This window comes from Candidatus Kaistella beijingensis (assembly GCF_020084865.1).
Classification (GTDB): Bacteria; Bacteroidota; Bacteroidia; order Flavobacteriales; family Weeksellaceae; genus Kaistella; species Kaistella beijingensis.
This window is the reverse complement of sequence record NZ_CP071953.1, coordinates 2,784,842-2,804,446: the sequence shown is the minus strand read 5'-3', so window position 1 is coordinate 2,804,446 and position 19,605 is coordinate 2,784,842. Positions and strand designations below refer to the sequence as shown.

At 36.7% G+C, this 19,605-nt stretch carries 19 protein-coding genes and 1 pseudogene; 10 read left to right on the top strand and 10 right to left on the bottom strand.

Annotation, left to right across the window (positions count from 1 at the left end; all coding sequences use genetic code 11):
- Positions 1–363 precede the first annotated feature (363 nt).
- On the top strand, positions 364–873 hold the full coding sequence (idi, locus tag J4771_RS13110) for an isopentenyl-diphosphate Delta-isomerase (RefSeq protein ID WP_224135434.1): 510 nt from the start codon (positions 364–366) through the stop codon (positions 871–873).
- A gap of 254 nt (positions 874–1,127) precedes the next feature.
- Entirely contained in the window at positions 1,128–2,210 is a 1,083-nt protein-coding gene (gene gcvT / locus J4771_RS13105; protein WP_224135433.1) for a glycine cleavage system aminomethyltransferase GcvT, read from the top strand.
- Between the two features lie 125 nt (positions 2,211–2,335).
- On the opposite strand, the gene J4771_RS13100 is transcribed toward gcvT, so the two are convergent.
- Complete coding sequence (locus tag J4771_RS13100) at positions 2,336–2,692, bottom strand: arsenate reductase family protein (protein ID WP_224135432.1); 357 nt, start codon at positions 2,690–2,692, stop codon at positions 2,336–2,338.
- A gap of 70 nt (positions 2,693–2,762) precedes the next feature.
- Here J4771_RS13100 and J4771_RS13095 point away from each other — a divergent pair, with 70 nt between their 5' ends.
- Together J4771_RS13095 and J4771_RS13090 are read left to right on the top strand one after the other, a co-directional pair.
- Positions 2,763–3,227, top strand: coding sequence for an acyl-CoA thioesterase (locus J4771_RS13095; protein WP_224135431.1), 465 nt, complete (start codon positions 2,763–2,765; stop codon positions 3,225–3,227).
- A 268-nt stretch (positions 3,228–3,495) separates the two neighbouring features.
- Entirely contained in the window at positions 3,496–5,040 is a 1,545-nt protein-coding gene (locus J4771_RS13090) for a T9SS-dependent choice-of-anchor J family protein (protein WP_224135430.1), read from the top strand.
- Positions 5,041–5,129: 89 nt separating this feature from the next.
- On the opposite strand, the gene rny is transcribed toward J4771_RS13090, so the two are convergent.
- From rny to J4771_RS13060, 6 genes are all read right to left on the bottom strand, one after another.
- Positions 5,130–6,704: a ribonuclease Y gene (gene rny, locus J4771_RS13085; protein ID WP_224135429.1), complete on the bottom strand. Its 1,575-nt coding sequence runs from the start codon at positions 6,702–6,704 to the stop codon at positions 5,130–5,132.
- A gap of 266 nt (positions 6,705–6,970) precedes the next feature.
- A complete protein-coding gene (locus J4771_RS13080; protein ID WP_224135428.1) occupies positions 6,971–7,258 on the bottom strand; it encodes a cell division protein ZapA in 288 nt (95 codons plus the stop codon).
- On the bottom strand, positions 7,258–7,560 hold the full coding sequence (locus J4771_RS13075) for a V-type ATPase subunit a family protein (protein ID WP_224135427.1): 303 nt from the start codon (positions 7,558–7,560) through the stop codon (positions 7,258–7,260). Before J4771_RS13075 ends, J4771_RS13080 begins: the two co-directional genes overlap by 1 nt.
- A 134-nt stretch (positions 7,561–7,694) precedes the next feature.
- Positions 7,695–8,480, bottom strand: coding sequence for a type IX secretion/gliding motility protein PorT/SprT (gene porT, locus J4771_RS13070; protein ID WP_224135426.1), 786 nt, complete (start codon positions 8,478–8,480; stop codon positions 7,695–7,697).
- 1 nt (position 8,481) lies between these two features.
- Positions 8,482–9,144: a bifunctional demethylmenaquinone methyltransferase/2-methoxy-6-polyprenyl-1,4-benzoquinol methylase UbiE gene (ubiE, locus tag J4771_RS13065; protein ID WP_262900201.1), complete on the bottom strand. Its 663-nt coding sequence runs from the start codon at positions 9,142–9,144 to the stop codon at positions 8,482–8,484.
- A gap of 67 nt (positions 9,145–9,211) precedes the next feature.
- Positions 9,212–9,781, bottom strand: a complete 570-nt coding sequence (locus J4771_RS13060; protein ID WP_224135424.1) for a hypothetical protein — start codon at positions 9,779–9,781, stop codon at positions 9,212–9,214.
- Between the two features lie 99 nt (positions 9,782–9,880).
- Between J4771_RS13060 and J4771_RS13055 the strand changes: the two genes are divergently transcribed.
- From J4771_RS13055 to J4771_RS13345, 6 genes and pseudogenes are all read left to right on the top strand, one after another.
- Complete coding sequence (locus J4771_RS13055) at positions 9,881–10,948, top strand: 3-oxoacyl-ACP synthase III family protein (RefSeq protein ID WP_224135423.1); 1,068 nt, start codon at positions 9,881–9,883, stop codon at positions 10,946–10,948.
- Between the two features lie 127 nt (positions 10,949–11,075).
- Complete coding sequence (locus J4771_RS13050; RefSeq protein ID WP_224135422.1) at positions 11,076–12,281, top strand: metallophosphoesterase; 1,206 nt, start codon at positions 11,076–11,078, stop codon at positions 12,279–12,281.
- A 141-nt stretch (positions 12,282–12,422) separates the two neighbouring features.
- The gene (locus tag J4771_RS13045) at positions 12,423–12,917 is read left to right on the top strand and encodes a GNAT family N-acetyltransferase (RefSeq protein ID WP_317196351.1); all 495 of its coding nucleotides are present in this window, start codon (positions 12,423–12,425) and stop codon (positions 12,915–12,917) included.
- Between the two features lie 89 nt (positions 12,918–13,006).
- Positions 13,007–13,249, top strand: coding sequence for a hypothetical protein (locus J4771_RS13040; RefSeq protein ID WP_224135421.1), 243 nt, complete (start codon positions 13,007–13,009; stop codon positions 13,247–13,249).
- Between the two features lie 135 nt (positions 13,250–13,384).
- Complete coding sequence (locus tag J4771_RS13035) at positions 13,385–13,816, top strand: hypothetical protein (protein ID WP_224135420.1); 432 nt, start codon at positions 13,385–13,387, stop codon at positions 13,814–13,816.
- 79 nt (positions 13,817–13,895) lie between these two features.
- Positions 13,896–15,247: pseudogene (locus tag J4771_RS13345) on the top strand (IS3 family transposase).
- Positions 15,248–15,293: 46 nt separating this feature from the next.
- Here J4771_RS13345 and J4771_RS13020 read toward each other — a convergent pair.
- The 3 genes from J4771_RS13020 to J4771_RS13010 form a co-directional block, all read right to left on the bottom strand.
- Positions 15,294–16,646 (bottom strand): peptidylprolyl isomerase, encoded by a 1,353-nt coding sequence (locus tag J4771_RS13020; protein ID WP_224137856.1) that lies wholly within the window; start codon positions 16,644–16,646, stop codon positions 15,294–15,296.
- 78 nt (positions 16,647–16,724) lie between these two features.
- Positions 16,725–18,554 (bottom strand): peptidylprolyl isomerase, encoded by a 1,830-nt coding sequence (locus J4771_RS13015; protein WP_224135419.1) that lies wholly within the window; start codon positions 18,552–18,554, stop codon positions 16,725–16,727.
- A gap of 89 nt (positions 18,555–18,643) precedes the next feature.
- Complete coding sequence (locus J4771_RS13010) at positions 18,644–19,564, bottom strand: PfkB family carbohydrate kinase (protein WP_224135418.1); 921 nt, start codon at positions 19,562–19,564, stop codon at positions 18,644–18,646.
- Between the last annotated feature and the right edge of the window lie 41 nt (positions 19,565–19,605).

Genomic DNA, 19,605 nt, shown 5'->3' with positions numbered 1-19,605 from the left:
AATCCCCTCTCCTACGGGATTTCCTGCAGCGCGGGTCGGGCTGTACATTGCAATTCCTCGCGCAGCGGCTTTCCCATTTCTTGCTGCGGGATTTCCATTTCCATCCCTATTGCGAGAGAAAACACAAAAAGAAAGGTATTTTTCAAAAACAAAAATTAATACTTTTAAACAAAATCTTTATTCGAAGTAGCGAAGTTCCCCTTTTCCAGAGGAGCAGCGAAAATTTCGATGAAATTATTGACGGGGTGTCAAACCTTTTCAAGAAAATTGATTGATCTACCATGCTCAATGTGAAATGCTGTAATTTATTAAATATTCATAAAAATTTCCCTAACTAAACATTTAACCTTAATTTTGTGGGTTATGGAAGAACAGGTAGTTTTAATCTCGGAAAATGACGAAGTTTTAGGTTTAATGGAAAAAATGCAGGCGCATGAAAATGGTATTTTGCACCGTGCTTTTTCTGTTTTCCTATTTAATGATAAAGGTGAACTTCTCTTACAAAAAAGAGCTGCCGAAAAATATCATTCACCAAATCAATGGACCAATGCGGTTTGTTCCCATCCGAGAATCGATGAAACTTATTTGGAAGGAGCTAAACGCCGACTGAAAGAGGAACTCGGAATTGAAGCTGAACTCACCGAAAAATTCCACTTCATTTATAAAGCCGATGTTGGCGGAAATCTTTGGGAGCACGAACGCGACCACGTTTTCACCGGAAATTACAATGGTGAATTTACTTTAAATAAAGATGAAGTTTCGGAAATTCGTTATATTTCAATGGAAGATTTGGATCGAGAAATGAATGAAAACCCAGAAAACTTCACACAATGGTTCAAGATTATTTTGGAGGAGTATAAACACCATTTATAACAACCAAGATACAAGTAAAATGAGCCAGGTTTTTTGGAATGGTGCATTTGCATTGTTGTCAATTTGCTTTGTCGCAAAATATCAGTAAACTAAGGAATTAAAGACAAATTTATATTGAGGTAATAATACTGAAAGAAGCGACGAAGTCGCGACAGGTCGGTAGAAAATGATAAGGATTTTGAATGAGGTGCGAAGCACCGATATGTTGGTAAATTATAATCATCAGAAAAAATAAATCAAAATAAACATTGAAAATGGAAAAAAGAACAGCACTGTACGACAAACACGTTTCTTTGGGTGCGAAAATGGTCCCTTTTGCAGGTTTCGATATGCCTGTACAATATTCAGGTGTAACAGAAGAACATTTTGCAGTTCGTGAAAAAGTGGGAATCTTTGATGTTTCGCACATGGGACAGTTTTTTGTGGAAGGCGATTCTGCAAAGGATTTGCTGCAATATGTGACCACCAACAATGTAGACAATCTAGAAGACGGAAAAGCACAATACACTTGCTTACCCAACGGAAACGGTGGAATTGTGGATGATTTGATCATCTATAAAATGAAGGACGGAAAATATTTCGTGGTCGTAAATGCTTCAAACATTGAAAAAGATTGGAATCATATATCCAAATACAACGAAAAATTCGGCGCAAAATTAACCAATGTTTCCGATGAAATGTCGCTCATCGCCATTCAGGGACCAAAAGCCACCGAAACCTTACAGAAATTGACAGACACCAATCTTTCCGAGATTCCATATTATCATTTTACGGAAGGAACTGTTGCGGGAGTTTCCGATGTGATTATTTCCAACACGGGTTACACAGGAAGTGGTGGTTTCGAGATTTATTTCAAAAATCAAGATGCCTTAAAACTTTGGAACGATCTAACAGAGGCAGGTCAAGAATTTGGTTTAATTCCTTGCGGATTGGCTTCTAGAGATACTTTGCGTTTAGAAAAAGGTTTCTGTCTTTACGGAAATGATATCGACGATACGACTTCTCCGCTTGAAGCAGGTTTAGGTTGGATTACCAAATTCGACAAAGAGTTCTTGGACAAGGAAACTTTTGCAAAACAAAAAGAAGAAGGCGTTTTAAGAAAATTGGTTGGTTTCGAAATGCAGGAAAGAGCAATTCCACGTCACGATTATTTAGTGGTGGATGCAGAAGGAAACGAAATCGGGAAAGTTACTTCCGGAACAATGAGCCCAATGAAAAATATAGGAATCGGTTTGGCTTATGTTTCAAAACCCCATTTCAAAATAGGTTCGGATATTTTTATCCAAATCAGAAATAAAAATGTCCCTGCGAAAGTGGTGAAAACTCCTTTTGTGTAAACAAGTCATTGCTGAATTTGATTTGCAGTGAATAGTGAATTTTTAAGCGACCGAATTATCGGCCGCTTTTTTTTCTAAACATGATCAGTTAAAATCTGCGCGATCTGCCGAATCTGCGAGAGTATTTATTCTAAAATTCCAAAATAATGCTTCAATGCTTCCACATTTTTCTTGTCGTTTCCCACAAAAATTTCTTTGTCGGTCATGAAAACAGGGCGCTTCAAAAAAGTATAATGATCAAGCAACAATTTCTTGAAATCCTTTTCCTGCAAAGATTTCACATCAAGTCCTCGTAATTTAATCTGGGTTGATTTTTTGCTGAAAAGGGCTTCGTAAGATTGGGTCAATTGATACATTTCACCCAATTCTTCTTTGGTCATTGGTTCCGTTTTTATTTCCCGAAGTTCCCAATCGCTCAAATCAAACTGTTTCAATATTTTTTGGCAGGTGTCGCAGGACTTTAAATAAAAGACTTTTTTCATGTCTCAAATTTAGTATTTAAAGCAAAATTTTGAAAATTATTGAATACCTTTATTTAAAATTTTCAGAAAGATGCAGAACAAAACTGTTTTTCAGTTCATTTCCGAACCAAGCGACATTAATTACGGCGGAAATGTTCACGGCGGAAGCGTAATGAAATGGATTGACCAAGCTGGTTATGCTTGTGCAAGTTCGTGGGCTTCAAGTTATTGCGTTACGGTTTATGTGGGTGGAATTCGCTTTTATTCTCCCATCAAAATCGGTCATATCGTAAAAGTGGAAGCGGAAGTCATTTACACCGGTAACACAAGTATGCATATCGCCATCAATGTTTTTTCACGTAATATCAAACGTAAAGATTTTGAGAAGAAAACACACTGCATCATCGTTTTCGTAGCGGTTGATGACGAAGGAAATTCAATTGAAGTTCCGAAATTTCTGCCACAAACTGAAGCCGAAAAACAAATGGAGCAATACGCCATCAAATTGATGGATTTAAGGAAAAAGATTGAGGATGAAATGAAACCTTTTCTTTAAAATAATGAATTTTATGTTTTAAAAAAAAGACAATATAAACCCTCAAATCAACGAAGCTTATCTGAGAAAATATAGCCAACCCGGAAATAAAAAATATGCACAAGGAATTACAAAACCTGAATATGCAGATTACACCATGGAATTTAAAATCAGAAACTAAGGTATTTTTATTTTATACTTTAACATTTTGATATTTAAGTAAAATATTTTATTGTTTTTAAAATTCTTTAAGTTTAACTTGCGTTTCTTACCAATTTTAATTTTAAAAATGAAAAAAAAAATTACTACTGTTTTATTGATAGCTGCAACATTACAGTTTCAATCACAAATCTTTAGTTCCGGGTTTGAAAATAACAATGGAACTCCACTTTCTTCTTACACCAAAATAAATGCGGACGGGTTAACCGTTCCGTTCTATGCTCCGGTTTTGGATTTTGATACAGAGGCATGGATTCAGTTTTATGACGGTTATGACAACAAAATTGCGCTGAGCACTTCATGGTACGACCCTGCAGGAACATCGAATGACTGGTTGATTACCCCTTCAATTACCATTCCCGCAACAGGAAATCCAACGTTATATTGGAAAGCAAAATCTTATGATTTAGAAAAAATGGATAGTTATGACGTGAAAATTTCTACCACGAATAATCAACAGACCAGTTTCACCACTACACTTTTGTCGGTAACTTCAGAACAACCATATGATTTTAATTCTAGAACTTTGGATTTGTCTGCTTACAAAGGTCAAACCATTTATCTCGCTTTCATAAATAAAACTACGGATGGGATGTATCTTGCCTTGGATGACTTGTATATCAGTAATTCTACAAATTGTATTTTACCCAGTTTAACAGGTTTCAACTCAACAAACCTTACCGAAAACAGCTTCACTGTAAATTGGAATTCTACAGCAGGAATCACTAATTATGATACTGGATTGACTACTTTCACAGTGCCTGTTTCTTCAACTGGGATCCAGACTGCTCTTACAAAAAGTTTCTCGGGATTGCAGCCTGCAACTCGCTATCAATTTTTCTTGAAAAATGGGGATTGTGGCTCGGGTTGGGCAACCCCAAAATCGGTTTGGACGGCAGCGCTTCCTCCATATTCTTACGATTTCGAATATACAGCTGAAAATTATGGTGAATATGATTCCGACGGTTGGACTTCTGGAACTTGGGTAAATGGAACCGGTTCTGCTTCACAAAGCGGAAGTGGCTACGTTTTCAATAACACCAGTAAATCTTTTGCAAAAAACGACTGGATTTTTTCTTATCCCATAAAAGCTAACGCAGGCGACGAAATCACCATCAAATATTTTGCGCAAATGAGTACTGCAACGGCAACTCCTGCAACTTTGAAAGTTTCGGCGGCATCTGCTCCAAGCAAGGAATCGAATATTCAGGAATTGAGCAGCAACACAATTTCTGGCGGAAATTATGTGGAATATACTTCAACTTTTACCGCTCCTGAATCGAAGATTTATTACTTTGGTTTTGGAAACGTTACTCCAGTTGTTGCAGTAAACGCTTCTTTGAGACTTGATAACGTACGGATTACTAAAACTAATTTGGCTGTTCAAAATGCTTCTGCTTCTAGAATGAAGGTTTATCCGAATCCGGTAAAAGATATTTTGTATATTCAGTCGGGAGAAAAAATTGATAAGACCGAAGTTTACAGCGTTGACGGAAAATTAATTAAAACTATTGCTAACAGTGATAAAGTTGATTTTTCAAATGTCGTGAAGGGAATTTATCTCGTAAAAATCTACACGAAATCAGGAGTAAAAACCGAGAAAATAATCAAATAGAAATTCTTCAACAAAACCAACAAAAAATCCTTTCAAAACTTTTGAAAGGATTTTTTCTTCTGTCTTCGGACTTCCGTCTTCCAACTATTTTATCTCGCAATATTCACCGCTCTTGTTTCACGAATTACGGTAATTCTCACTTGTCCCGGATAAGTTAATTCGTTCTGAATTTTTTCGGAAATATCGTAAGAAAGTTGCGCTGCATGTTCGTCATTAATTTTTCCACTTTCTACCATTACTCGGAGTTCACGACCTGCCTGAATTGCATAAGCGCTGGAAACTCCGTCAAAGCTTAATGCAGCTGCTTCCAAATCTTTCAATCTTTGGATGTAAGATTCCAAAACCTGTCTTCTCGCTCCGGGTCTTGCTCCGGAAATCGCATCTGCAACTTGGATGATTGGTGAAAGAAGTGAAGTCATTTCAATCTCATCGTGGTGAGCACCGATTGCGTTGACTACTTCTGCATTTTCACCAAATTTTTCTGCCCACTGCATTCCGAGAAGTGCGTGTGGAAGTTCAGATTCCTGCTCCGGAACTTTTCCGATATCGTGAAGCAAACCTGCTCTTTTTGCAAGCTTCACATTTAATCCTAATTCTGCAGCCATAGTTGCCGCAATGTTTGCGACTTCTCTGGAGTGTTGCAATAAGTTTTGTCCGTAAGAGGAACGAAATTTCATTCTTCCGACGATTTTTACCAATTCTGGATGCAGTCCGTGGATTCCCAAATCGATGATGGTTCTTTTACCAACCTCGATGATTTCTTCTTCGATTTGTTTTTTGGTTTTATCAACCACTTCCTCGATTCTTGCAGGGTGAATTCTTCCGTCCGTTACTAAGCGGTGCAAAGAAAGTCTCGCGATTTCTCTTCTTACTGGGTCGAAACAGGAAAGTAAAATTGCTTCCGGCGTATCATCCACAATAATTTCTACTCCTGTTGCGGCTTCTAAAGCGCGAATGTTTCTACCTTCTCTACCGATAATTCTACCTTTAACCTCGTCTGATTCAATATTAAAGACAGAAACTGAATTTTCAATTGCTTGTTCGGTTCCAATTCTTTGAATGGTTTGGATAACAATCTTTTTCGCTTCCTGTTTTGCGTTCAGATTGGCTTCTTCCATAATGCTTTGAACGTGAGCTTGAGCTTTGGTTTTAGCTTCAGCTTTCATCGCTTCAACCAATTCGTTTTTAGCATCTTCTGCGGAATAACCCGAGATTTTCTCAAGAATTTCTACTTTCTGTGCGGTTACGGCGTCCAGTTCCTGTTGCTTTTTCTCAAGGATTTCGTGTTTTTTGCTGTAATCTGCAATTTGTTTGTCAAGATCTTTTTCAAGTTTTCCGGTTTTGCTTAACTCATCGTTTAGCTTGTTTTCCTTGTCTTTCACACGCTTTTCAGCTTCCTGCATTTTCTTTTCTCTGGCCTGGATGTCTGCGTCGTGTTGCGACTTGAGCTCAAGAAATTTTTCTTTTGCCTGTAAATGTTTTTCTTTTTTAATGGATTCTGCCTGTACGGTGGCTTTTTCTATAAGGTTTTCGGCGTTTTTCTTTGCATCATCTATGATGAATTTTGCCTTTGAATTCAGCGAGCTTTTGGAAAAAAACATTCCCAGAACCGCTCCAATTCCAAGACAAACCATGCCGATAATGATTGCGACTGTTGTTGTCATATATATATTTAGTTTAAATGTTCTATAAATAATTCAAGATTTCAGATTCAAAATTCAATCTGGAATTTTGAATAAAAAAAGCCCACAATAATTCAGTGATATAGAGTAAACTCCTAATCAACACGATTTGAACTGATTTCCTTCCTCTGTAATCTGCGTAAAGCAGCGCGCCATTGAAAGGACTTTCGTCCGGTAATTGTTTAGCGTTGAGTTTACCTGTAATGTGTTAGAACTATTGTAGGCAATTGTTTCCGGAAAAGAAAAATCTACTTTTCCAGCGCTTCCAAAATTTGGTTAATCTGCATCAACCTTTCATTGGAGGCATTAATATTTTTTTCGTTCGCGATTTGTGAAACTTCTGCATTGGTGCCCAATTTCAAGGCGCACATTGCTAAAGCATCCTGTTTATCCCTCACGTCAAAATTTTGTTCAAAATCTTTAATCATGGCTTCAATTTGTTTGCCCACTTTTCGCAGGGTTTCTTCTTCTGCGGCAGGAACGTTGAGCGGATAATTTCTTCCGGCAATGGTGATGGTAATTCTTCTTACTTCCATTACAATCCGCTGTTTTGAAGTTCTGCAATACAGTTGTCCACTTCCTTAATCAATCGGTTGATGTGGTTTTTCATCAGTCGGTTGTGGTCGGGATTTCCGGATATTGCTGAATAAAGTTTTATATTTTTTTGCTCTTCTGCTAAAACCTGATTTTTTCTTCTCTCCTCGTCGTATTTCTTCTTCAATTCTTCATGCTCCTGATTCAGTTCCTGGTATTTTTCATCGAGATTTTGATAGTTTTTACTAATATTCAAAATCCTTTTTTCCAATACCGAAAAATTATTTTCTAAATCTTTGAGCATTTTCAGGTGTTATTATTCTAACTGTCCTACAAAAATAGAAAAATTTAATTTGAATTGGTATTTAATTCCGCAATATATTAAATAAAAAAGAGGAAACTTTTGTAACCTCTTATTTATGAATTGATTATATTGATTTATTCAAACTTCAAAGTGAACATGAACGCACGAGTTTTGGCGCTTGAAATCGCTGCGCTCCAATAAGGCGGCGTTTCTGGATTATCGGAAACCATTTCGTCATTAATCATAAAAGTTCCTCTGAAACCCGGCGTCAATTTAAATCTGCTGAAATAAAACTGAATCCCAATTTCTGCAGACCATGCAAAATTACTCGCGGTAGTTCTGAAAAGTCCGTTTGCATTGTCATCCGCGGCTTTGCTGTTTGACTGCAAGTTCATCATCCAGTTCATTCCTGCTGCTGCATAAGGTCTTGAATTATACCAACGGTCGCCGTGAACCTCGATTAAAATTGGAATGTCTACATACGTGGATTTTACCGTTCTTAGTTTATCGGCATCCGTTAAGATTCTTGGTGTAAAAGGTGCGTTTGCAGTAGTTCCTGCGGCGTACTGATCGTTCGATTGCGTATCAAAAAACACTTCTCTCTGCAAAAATTGTAATCCCGGTTCAATTCTCAAATCGAAGTGGTCATTCAACCTCATTTTCCCGATTAATCCTGCACCAAAACTATAGGAGGATTTTGTCTGAACTAAACTTTTCTGACCATCCATCCCAAATTTTGGATCAAGAACTAATTTATAGTCGAAATTATTCGCAGCAAGAAAAAACCCGTAACTGAATTTCTGATTGTCGAAACCTTCCAGTTTGTCCATTCTGTCTTTTGTTCGGAATAATTGCGCATCGAAAAGCGTCGCTATACATACTGCTGCAATTACACTAATCTTCAATACTATTTTACCCATCTTATTTGGTTGCCTTATAAATGGTTGCAATGCCTAAACTCAATTTTTTATATTCCACCTTTTTGAAACCGGTGTTCAAAAGGATATTTTTCATTTTTTCACCAAACGGAAAAGCGTTCACCGAATCCGGAAGATAAGTATATGCACGGTTGTCTTTAGAAACCAATTTACCAATTTGCGGTAAAATGTTCTTGAAATAAAACATATAAAACGGCCCTAAAAAACCTTCAACTTTAGAAAACTCAAGGATATATACGCTTTTATTTTCCTTTACCACCCTTCTCAATTCCGCCAAACCTTTCTCCAAATTCTCAAAATTTCTCACTCCAAATGCAACGGAAACGGCATCAAATTTATTGCTTTCAAACGGTAAGTTTTCAGCGTCTCCTTTCTGCATCGAAATTTCGTGGTTTAAATTAAGTTTTTTTATTTTATCGATTCCCACGTTCAACATTTGTTGCGAAAGGTCCAAACCTACGACTTTTGCTTTCGTTCCTTTCTGTACAGCAATCGCCAAATCACCGGTTCCTGTTGCAACATCCAAAACTTCTTTCGGTTGGTCTTTGTTCATCCACTTTACCAAAGTGTTTCTCCAAAGAACATCAATTTTCATGGAAAGAACATGGTTCAGCAGATCGTATTTCGGCGCGATGTTGTCGAACATGTCTTCAACTTCCTTCTTTTTTCCAGCATCTGTATTGTACGGTGTAACTTGACTCAAAACGGTGTATTTAAAATTTGTAGTATTCTTTATAATAATTCAAAAAATCATGTTTTCTGAAAATTTTCGTGCGCGATTCTACTTTTTGAACGTTTTTCACCACTTTGTCGTAGTCTTCATCAATATTAAAGTAGAAATCGTCGGTATATAATTTATTGAAAAGTAGCGGTTTGTTGACATAATTTTTACCGTCAATTTCAGTGGCTCCTCTTGCAGTAATTAATGAATCTTTATTCAAACCATATCCGTAAAATTGCTCATTAATGTAATAATCCTGATGTGCAATGTTGAGCAAACCACGGTCTTTATTGACCACAAAACCTGAATCATAAAGCAATTTTTTTTGTTGGTCATAAACTTTTACGCTGTTTTTACCTTTATTAAAATCAACTTTTACATTTTGACCTGCAGAAATTATTTTCTCGTCACCATTATTGATTTTAAAGTAAAACGTGTTTTCGGTAGGATTATCAACGAGATAATAATTACGTTTCGCCAAAAACAAAAAGTAAATCCCGAACGCCAAAATCACCGCTAAAACCGAAATAATCAACCCTTTTGTTGACGCACTTAACTTCATATAAATCTTCTGAAAAACTTTTGCAAATTTAGTAATAATTTTGTTTTATTACGGAACGATATTAATTCTTAACTTTGCCCTAAATTTTCAAAAAAAAACATGCCCAATACAATTATTATAGGTTCTGGAAGTTATATCCCGACAAAAGTAATAGGAAGAGAACATTTCATGGATTCCGTTTTCTATACCGATGAAGGTGACCGAATCGACAAACCCAATGCAGAAATCATCCAAAAATTTGTAGAAATCACGGAAATCGAAAACCGTAGATATATGGAAGATGGTGAATTCAACTCTGATTTGGGTTACAGAGCCGCAAAAGAGGCAATCTACGACGCACAAATCGATCAGGAGGAGATTGACTATATTATTTACGCAAGCAATTTCGGCGAAGTTGATCAAAATGGAATGACGAACTTCATGCCTTCAATGTCGGCAAGAGTAAAGAATAAATTGGGCATTAAGAACAGAAAATGCGTGAATTACGACATGATATTCGGTTGTCCGGGTTGGGTTGAAGCGATGATTTTAGCCGACACTTTAATCAAAGCCAAAAAAGCGAAACTGATCTTGGTGGTTGGTTCAGAAGCTTTAAGTCGTGTTACCGATGCTTTCGACCGAAATAAAATGATTTTTGCAGACGGAGCCGGAGCTGTAGTGGTGAAAGCTACTGATGATGAAAACGTGGGAATAATTGCAGATTCCACGATTTGTGATAACGATGCTGAACTGAATTATCTGGAAAACGCACCTTCCTTGAAACGGGATGAAGACCGCCGTCCGCTTTACATCAGAATGCATGGTAGAAAAATTTACGAATATGCTTTGAAAAATGTTCCGGATGCAATCAAAGAAACGATTGACAAAGCTGGATTAACCATCGATGATATTGACAAAATTCTTATTCATCAAGCAAACGCAAAAATGGATTACGCGATGATTTCCCGTCTTCACAAATTATACGGAAAAACAGATTACGACCATGCAATTGCACCGATGACAATCCAAGAATTTGGAAATTCTTCGGTCGCCACAATTCCCACAATGTTTGATTTAATTATCAAAGGCGAAATGAAAGGTCACACTTTCAAAGAAAAAGGCAACATCGTTTTCGCTTCTGTAGGTGCAGGAATGAACATCAATGCAATTGTTTACCGATTTCCATAAATAAATTATACGAAATTTTCCTTAGGTCTATCTTTCGAGAACCTCAAGATGATAAAGTAGGAAAATTTCTCTCAAAAATAATGAAAGCACAAAACAACTTTTTGTGCTTTTTCAATTAAAACAACAAATGCAGAAAAATTTTCTCATCATCACAGGAATTATCTTTATTCTCGAGTTTTATGTTTATCAGGCGTTCAAAACCGTCACCAACAATCAATTGCTGCGAATTGGTTATTGGGTGATTACACTTTCGGTTTACGCTTTTTTCGTTTATGAATTATTAAATTTTAGCCGATCCGATCGCGATCATCACCGAGTTCAGATTGTTGCATCAATCCTGTTGATTTTTTTGATTCCGAAGCTTTTCGTGGTTTTCTTTTTAATTATCGAAGACATCGGAAGATTTTTCAGATATATTTTCACGATGTACGCTAAACCGGATTCTTATTTTCCTGAAAGAAGAAGGTTTTTGAGTTTACTCGGATTGGGCGTTGCAGGAATTTTTTCAGCAATGGTTGTTGATGGAATTATTTTCGGAAAATACAGACACCGGGTTAGAAAAGTAAAAGTAAAAATCGCAGGTTTGCCGGAAGTTTTCAAAGGTTACAAAATCGTACAGATTTCCGACGTGCATTCCGGAAGTTTTTTTCATCCCGAAAAATTGCAGAAAGCAGTAAACTTAATTAATGAGCAAAATGCTGATTTGGTCTTGTTTACAGGTGATATGGTAAATAATTTTGCGGAAGAATTTAAACCTTTCGTACCATTATTTTCAACGATTAAAGCTAAAGACGGTAAATTTTCTGTTCTTGGAAACCATGATTACGGCGATTATGCGGAATGGAATTCACCACAGGAGAAAGCGCAGAATATTCCGAATTTAATTGAATTGCAAAAACAGTCAGGCTTTGAAATGTTGCGAAACGAACACCGCATCATCGAAAAAAACGGGGAAAAATTATACATTCTCGGGGTAGAAAATTGGGGTGAAAAACCGTTTCCACAATATGGAGATTTGGATAGAGCTTCGGCAGGAGTTCCTGCAAATGCCGCAAAAATTTTGATGAGCCACGATCCAACCCATTTTGATCGGGTGGTAAAAAATCATCCGTGCAATGTGCAACTCACGCTTTCAGGGCATACTCACGGAATGCAGTTTGGAATTGACCTTAAAAATGTTCGTTGGAGCCCGGTTCAGTATCGCTATAAAAAATGGGCGGATTTGTATGAAAGCGAGGGAAAACTCCTTTATGTGAACCGAGGTTTCGGTGTGATTGCTTTCCCTGGAAGAGTGGGAATTGAGCCGGAAATTACGCTTTTCGAGTTGAGTTAAATTTTTAATTTTCTGGCTGACTACGCTTATTGCGCAGATTTTTCAGATGCATCTATATCATCACTATTAAAGAAGAATAATTTAATCTGCGTTAGCTGTAAAATCTGCTAGAAAAAATTCCAATAAAACATTCAAAGAAAAATGATTTCATTTAAAGAAGCCACAAAAAACGATATCGAACTCATCCGCGAATTGGCAAAAATATCGTGGAATTCTGCTTATGTGGGAATTATTTCGCAGGAACAAATTGATTACATGCTTTCCACAATGTATTCGGTAGAAGAAATTTCGAGTCAGATGGAAAATCCGAATTATCATTATCATTTAATTTTTAATGAAGAAATTCCTGCAGGATTTATCGGCTTTGAACATCATTACGAAGAAAAAACCACCAAACTTCACCGCGTTTATCTGCTTCCTGAAATGAAAGGAAAAGGATTGGGAAAAGCTGCCATTGAACTTTTAAAGGAAAAAGTTTCTGCAACTACCGATAACAGAATTATTTTGAACGTGAATAAAGCCAACCATGCTAAAAACGTTTACCAATCGCAAGGTTTCACGGTTTATGATGAATTGGTTTTGGACATTGGCGACGGTTTTGTGATGGACGACTATGTAATGGAATTCAGACTTTAATATCAAAAATTATACATTTTTAATAAAGATAATTTGTTTTGGTACACTTTTAGGTAAGTAAGTTTTATAACACTAAAAAAAATAAAATTATGACACGCGCAAATTTATCTTCAAAAGTTCAGATGTTGGTTTTGGCTGTAATGGCAAACGTAGCAACAATCCTAGTAAAAGCACAGGAAAAAGCTCCAGATTTGAAAGTTGATGTTGACATGAACAAAACCGGCGATGCAATGGGAGGTGACTGGATGAGCAATCCGCTAATTTGGGTGATTGGTGCATTGGTTTTGATCGTTCTAATTGCATTGGTTGCGAGAGGCGGCGGAAACAAATAAAAAAATTGATTCGAACGAATGAAAATCCTGAATTTTTTCAGGATTTTTTTGTTTAAAGAAATCCTAAATTATTTTAATCAAAATAAAAATCGTATTCATTTTTAAATTAGTTTTGTACTCTAATACTTTAATAAAATGATTAAAAATTTGCTTACTTCATCTGCGTTGGTTCTGTCTTTTACCCTGATTTCCTTTAATGCGAAAGCCCAGGAAAATGACATCAACGTTATGAAACAACAGTCTGAGGTTCTAAAACTTAATGCTGATTTGATGGATAAAAAAATCGATTGGGAAAAAGAGAAACAAAACAACACCAAAATACAGGCATCAGTTGCAAGTTTGAATAAGAAATCGGACAATGAAACTGATGACTACCACCCTTCCAAAGACCCAAAAGACACTGCAAAGGACGCAAAAAATGCAGCCAAAATCCTAAAGCTAACCGAATCTGCGAACAAAGATTTGGAACGCAGCAACAATAAAATGATTGATATTGAAGGCGACATTAGAAAACTTGAAAAAAAACTTGAGAAACTAAAATATACTGTTGAGTTGAAAGAAAAATAATCTTTGATTAGGCTTAAAAAAAATCTCTGCAAGTGGACTGCCCCCAAAAAGTTAGACACTTTTTAGGGGCATTTTTATTATGGGAGAATCAAAGTATAGTTTAGAATTTAAGGTGAGTTGTGTGGAGAAGATTAAGAAAAATGATCTGTCGATCCACTCTTTGGCACAGGAAGTAGGTTTGGATGCGACGGTTGTTCGCAAATGGAAAAGGTTTTATGATTTGTACGGAATTGAAGGACTGCAACGCAGAAGCAATCGCCGTTATGACGTAAAATTTAAGTTAAGAGTTTTGGAAACGATCAAGGCACAAGACTTATCTCTAAAGCAAGCTGCTGCACGGTTTAATATCGCTGCAGAATCCAGCATCACCAATTGGCGGAGCGCTTACGAAAAAAGTGGTATTTTAGGGTTACAGAATAAACCCAAAGGAAGACCAGCAATTATGAGCGATTACCAACGTAAAAAGAAAAAGTCTGGCAAACCATTGACCAGGGAAGAAGAATTGTTACTGGAAAATGAAAGACTGCGAGCCGAAATCGATTTTCTAAAAAAGTTAGACGCCTTAACTCTCAAAAAGAACAAGCAAAAGCCATCGAAGAGTTAAGGCCTAAATACAATCTGTCCGTATTATTGGATTGTACCGGGATGGCGAGAAGCAGTTTCTATTATCATCAAAACAAGGCTCAAACCGACAAATATTCGGACGTAAAAACAATGATAAAACAGATTTATCATCAACACAAAGGAAGGTTTGGATACCGGCGTATTACTTTGACAATGAGAGATAAAGGAATTATTATCAATCATAAAACAGTATTGAGATTAATGAAATCGCTAGGACTGAAAAGCATTATACGGGTAAAGAAATACAAATCTTACCGTGGAGAACAAGGAAAAATAGCACCCAATATTTTGAAAAGAAATTTCAAAGCCGACCAGCCGAACACGAAGTGGGCAACCGATGTAACGGAATTTAATGTCTCGGGAAATAAGCTCTATTTATCTCCGATAATCGATTTATTCAACGGTGAAATCATCAGCTATAATCTCTCAGAAAGGCCTGTCTTTGCACAGATTACAGATATGCTGAAAAAGGGTTTAAAGAAAATTAAAAATACAGAAAACATCATTTTACATTCAGACCAAGGTTGGCAATATCAAATGAAAGCTTATCAAAATATATTAAAAGAAAAAGGAATTGTTCAAAGTATGTCCCGAAAAGGGAACTGTCTGGACAATGCCATAATCGAAAATTTCTTCGGAACATTGAAGTCTGAAATGTTTTATACCAAAAAGTTTGGTTCTATCGACGAACTCAGGAAAGAAATAAAAGAATACATTGATTATTACAACAACGACAGAATAAGGCTTAATTTAAAAGGAAAGAGCCCGGTACAGTACCGAACTCTTTCCTTTAATAATATTGTTTAATTTTGTCTAAACTTTTGGGTGCAGTCTAAAGTTGCAGAGATTTTTTTTATTTGGATGTTTCAGCTTTTCGCCAATCGGTTTTGAAAGTACAGTCTTTGTATCTGTTGTCGATAGAGACAAAAACGTTTGGGAGTTTTTCTTTCACCCATTTTTCTACCATCTCGTTCTTCTTTTTATTCAGCGCCATTTGCTTTATCCTGTCGTAATCAGTAGTAATGTCAAGTTTGTGGGCTGGAATTATATCATCAATTTTAATAATTGTAACAGCTTTTCGGTCCTGAACATCGTTCTGAAAAACCTCGGTAATGTCACCTTTGTTCAGTCCTGCAATTTGATAGGAAATGGTTGGCGGAAGATTCAGCTTTTCAATTTTGTCTGAACCATCTTCCGAAGTGATAATCCCTGCATTGAACTTGGTTTTTTTATCGTCGGAAAATCGGTATGCAGCATCTTTGAAGCTCAATTTTCCCTCGATAATTAAAGTTCTTATACTGTCTAACTCTTTTTTTGCCGAGGCAATTTCATCTGCATTTGGATCTGCTTTCAAGAGAATGTGTCTTGCATCATAAATCTTACCTGATTTTTTTACAAGCTGAATGAGGTGATAACCGAACTCAGATTCTACTGGATCCGAAATTTCACCTTCCTGCAAGTTAAGTGCCGCAGCTTCAAAAGGTTTTACCATTTTCCCTTTAGAAATATTTTTGTAAAGTCCTCCGTTTGCCGCTGAACCTGGATCTTCCGAGTAAATTCTTGCCTGACTTTCGAATGATTCGCCTTTCTGTATGTCGTCCTTAATTTTTTTCAGTCTCGCAATGATTTCATCTTTGTGAGCATTGGTGAGTTTAGGATACATCATGATCTGGGAAATAGAAACCTCATCTTTAACTTCCGGAAGCTGGTATTTGTATGTATTGAAGAAATCGGTCACCTCGTTTGGTGTTACATCGGCCTTATCCGTTATTCTACCAAATTTCATCTGCCCGTAATAATTGTCGGTGTCAATTTTCTCGATGGCATTTTTCATTTCGTATGAAGTACGGAACTTGTATGTGGCGAGCATCGTTTTTTCATCGGGAAACTGCCCTAAAATTTGGTTATATTTTGCTGTTGCATTTTCTTTGATTGCAGCAGAACGGTTTTCAATCAGCGTATCTCTTTTTGCTTCATAAATCATCAGTTTGTTGCTGATGATACCTTCCAAAAATTCGCATCTGTTCGACACATCTGCTCCCTGCTGTTTTGTATAATTTGCCTGATCTTCAATATCAGATTCCAAAATAATTTCGTCTCCTACCACTGCTGCAATTCCGTCCACCAAATCTCCCGATTTCAGCTGTGCATTGAGCTTGATGCTGAAAAATCCAAGGATTAAAGTCAAAATAAGGACGAATTTCATGTTTTTGTTCATGTTCATTTTTTATACGATTTGCAAAATTATCATTCTAAACGAAATAATCTGCATTTTTTATTATAATTATTTCTTAAAATTCTTTTCCAAATCTTTCATGAATTCGGGCTGAATAATGATTTTTGTTTTTGCTTTTTGAGCGGCAATGGTTTCTCTTAATTTTTGTTCAGTTACTGCATCTTTCAATAATTCGGAAGCTTCCTCCTGTGTCATTTGTGAAGGTGGCAAAATTTTATCGATGGCAATCACCAAAAATCTTTCGCCCATTTTGGTTTGAAAAACACCTGGTTTGAAGGGAACATTGTATTTTGTGAAAACTTCTGCATCTTCCGACATTTCACCTTTTTCGAAATTCACGAGAATTTGTTTCTTGTCGTTCAGCTTTCCGTAATATTTTGATTTTAAAGTTTCCCAGTTTTTTGGATCTTTAATCTGTGTCTCAATATCTTTAGTAAGACCTTGATCCGAAATTATGGCTACCCTACCTTCTGCACGATTTCCCCACATGTATTTCGACTTGTTTTTGTTGTAGTAATCGGTGAGCAGTTGTGGGTTTTTAGAGATTTCTTCATTCAAATATCTGGAGAAGATATAATCGGAATACAGACCTCTCTTAAATTCTTCAAGTTGTTTTTTTATTTCTTTCTGATTAGTAAAATCCTCGCTGTAAAACTTCATCAAATCCTGAGAATTTACCGCTGCGACGGATTCTCCCCAAATCGCAGGAGAAAGTTTCTCGGCGTCAGCTTTTTTGTCGCCAATCATTTTTTTGATGTCACCAACAGTGGTTTTATGATTTCTGTACTGATAAAGAACCGAATTATATTTCGCGGCAAAGAAGTTCTGAGACGATTTTCTCACATTCTGAAATTCCGGAAATTCCTTGTAAGTTGGATCTGATTTTAGAAAGGCCAACATTTTATCCTGCAGAACCTCTCCATACAGCGAATTGTTCATGTCACGCAAAAAGAATTCTCTATTGTTCTCCGTTAGTGTATAGGGTTCAACATTGTAAAGATTGAACACGAAATAGTTTTCGCCAAAGAGAATAGGTTCGGGGGTGTAATAACCTGCTTTTTTACCTTTAAAAAGTGCATAAACTTCATCTGGAAGCGTTGGAGAACCCATCACTACTCCACCGTTATCTTTTTCATGTTCGTTGGCTCCGTATAATTTTGCCACTTCTTGAAAAGTTTTTCCAGCTTTCAAATCTGCATAAATTTTTGCCTTCATCGCATCGGATTCAGCATTTTTGGGGTAGGAAACCGTACCGAAAACCATGTAACCCAAAGTCGGGCGAGAACTCAATAATTTCGCAAAAGCAAAATAACCAGGTTTGTCCAGCAATTTGGTGTAGGAATTATTTGGAATCACCTTCAATTCAGAATAAAGACTGTTGTCAATACCTCCCGGTTTCACGAAAAAAGGTTTCGGATTGGATTTGGTGTATTTGGAAATGGCTTCTTCCATCGTGATTTTTCCCGATTTTACATCATTGTAAATCTGTTGGTAATTGTTGGTGTCGCCTTCCGTTTTTTGAGCGATGAAAATCTGGACTTGCTTTTCAGTCTGCAAATCTTTCATGTAATCGTTTAAAACGGGATCGATGACTTGTTTTGGAAAGAAAAACTTGCTTCTCAATTCCCCTTCTTTATCCATCATCTTTTCACGGAAAGCAGCAGTGGTATCAATTTTTTTATCGGCCGCAAACTGCTGTAACAAATGGAAATCCTCTGTGGAAGCAATCGTTTTTTCAATACCGTTATTTTCCAAACCGTATTTGTATTCCTTTTTATACTGGTCGAGTGAAATACTGTCTTTCCCGATGATCATATATTGAGCCGACAAAAAACTGCCGAAACTCACCATCAACGCAACACCAAAAATCTTTTTCATTATTTTTCCTTTTAACTGAATTTATTATTCAGATTTAATTTTGATTAAAAGTTAAATTCCCGCAGAAGAAAATCTGCGGGAAAAAATATTTATACTTCAACTTCGAAAGTCGTTAAGTCCTTGAAATTCTTTATTCTTGCAATCATTTCGCCTTCTGTAACTTCCTGCAATTTTTCTGTCCCAAATTTTTCTACGGTGAAAGAAGCCATCGCAGAACCTGCGATTAAAGCAGATTTCATCGTTTCAAAACCGAAGTCTTCTTTTTTCGCCAAATACGCTGCAAATCCACCTGCAAAAGTATCTCCTGCCCCAGTTGGATCAAAAACATCTTCCAAAGGAAGCGCAGGAATTGCAAAGATTTTTCCGTCGTGGAAAAGCAAAGCTCCGTGTTCTCCTTTTTTGATGATCACGTATTTTGGACCCATATCGTGGATTTTTTTTGCAGCTTTTACCAAAGAATACTCTCCTGAAAGCTGCCGTGCTTCTTCGTCATTAATCGTAATTACATCAGTTTTTGCAATCATCTGCATCAACGTGTCCCAAGCTGAATCCATCCAAAAGTTCATCGTATCGAGAATAACCAATTTCGGACGGTTTTGCATTTTTTCCAACACTGAAAGTTGAACTCCCGGATGAAGGTTTCCTAACAATAAAATCTCTGCATCCTGCATAGAATCTGGAATTTTTGGATCGAAATTTTCTAGAACGTTCACTTCAGTCACCAAAGTATCTCTCGAATTCAAATCATTGTGATATTTGCCGCTCCAGAAAAAAGTTTTTCCGTCTTTAATGATTTCAATTCCTTCAATGTTTACTCCTCTGTTGGAAAGCATATCCAAATCCGACTGCGGAAAATCGCCACCAACAACGGAAACAATGCCCGAAGGAACATTAAGAATCGACGACGCCAAAGTGATGTACGTTGCAGCACCACCCAATATTTTATCGGTCTTTCCGAAAGGGGTTTCAATCGCATCGAAAGCAACTGAACCAACGACTAGTAATTTCATTTATATTGTTTTTTTATTTGAATTTGTTTGATGTTATTTGA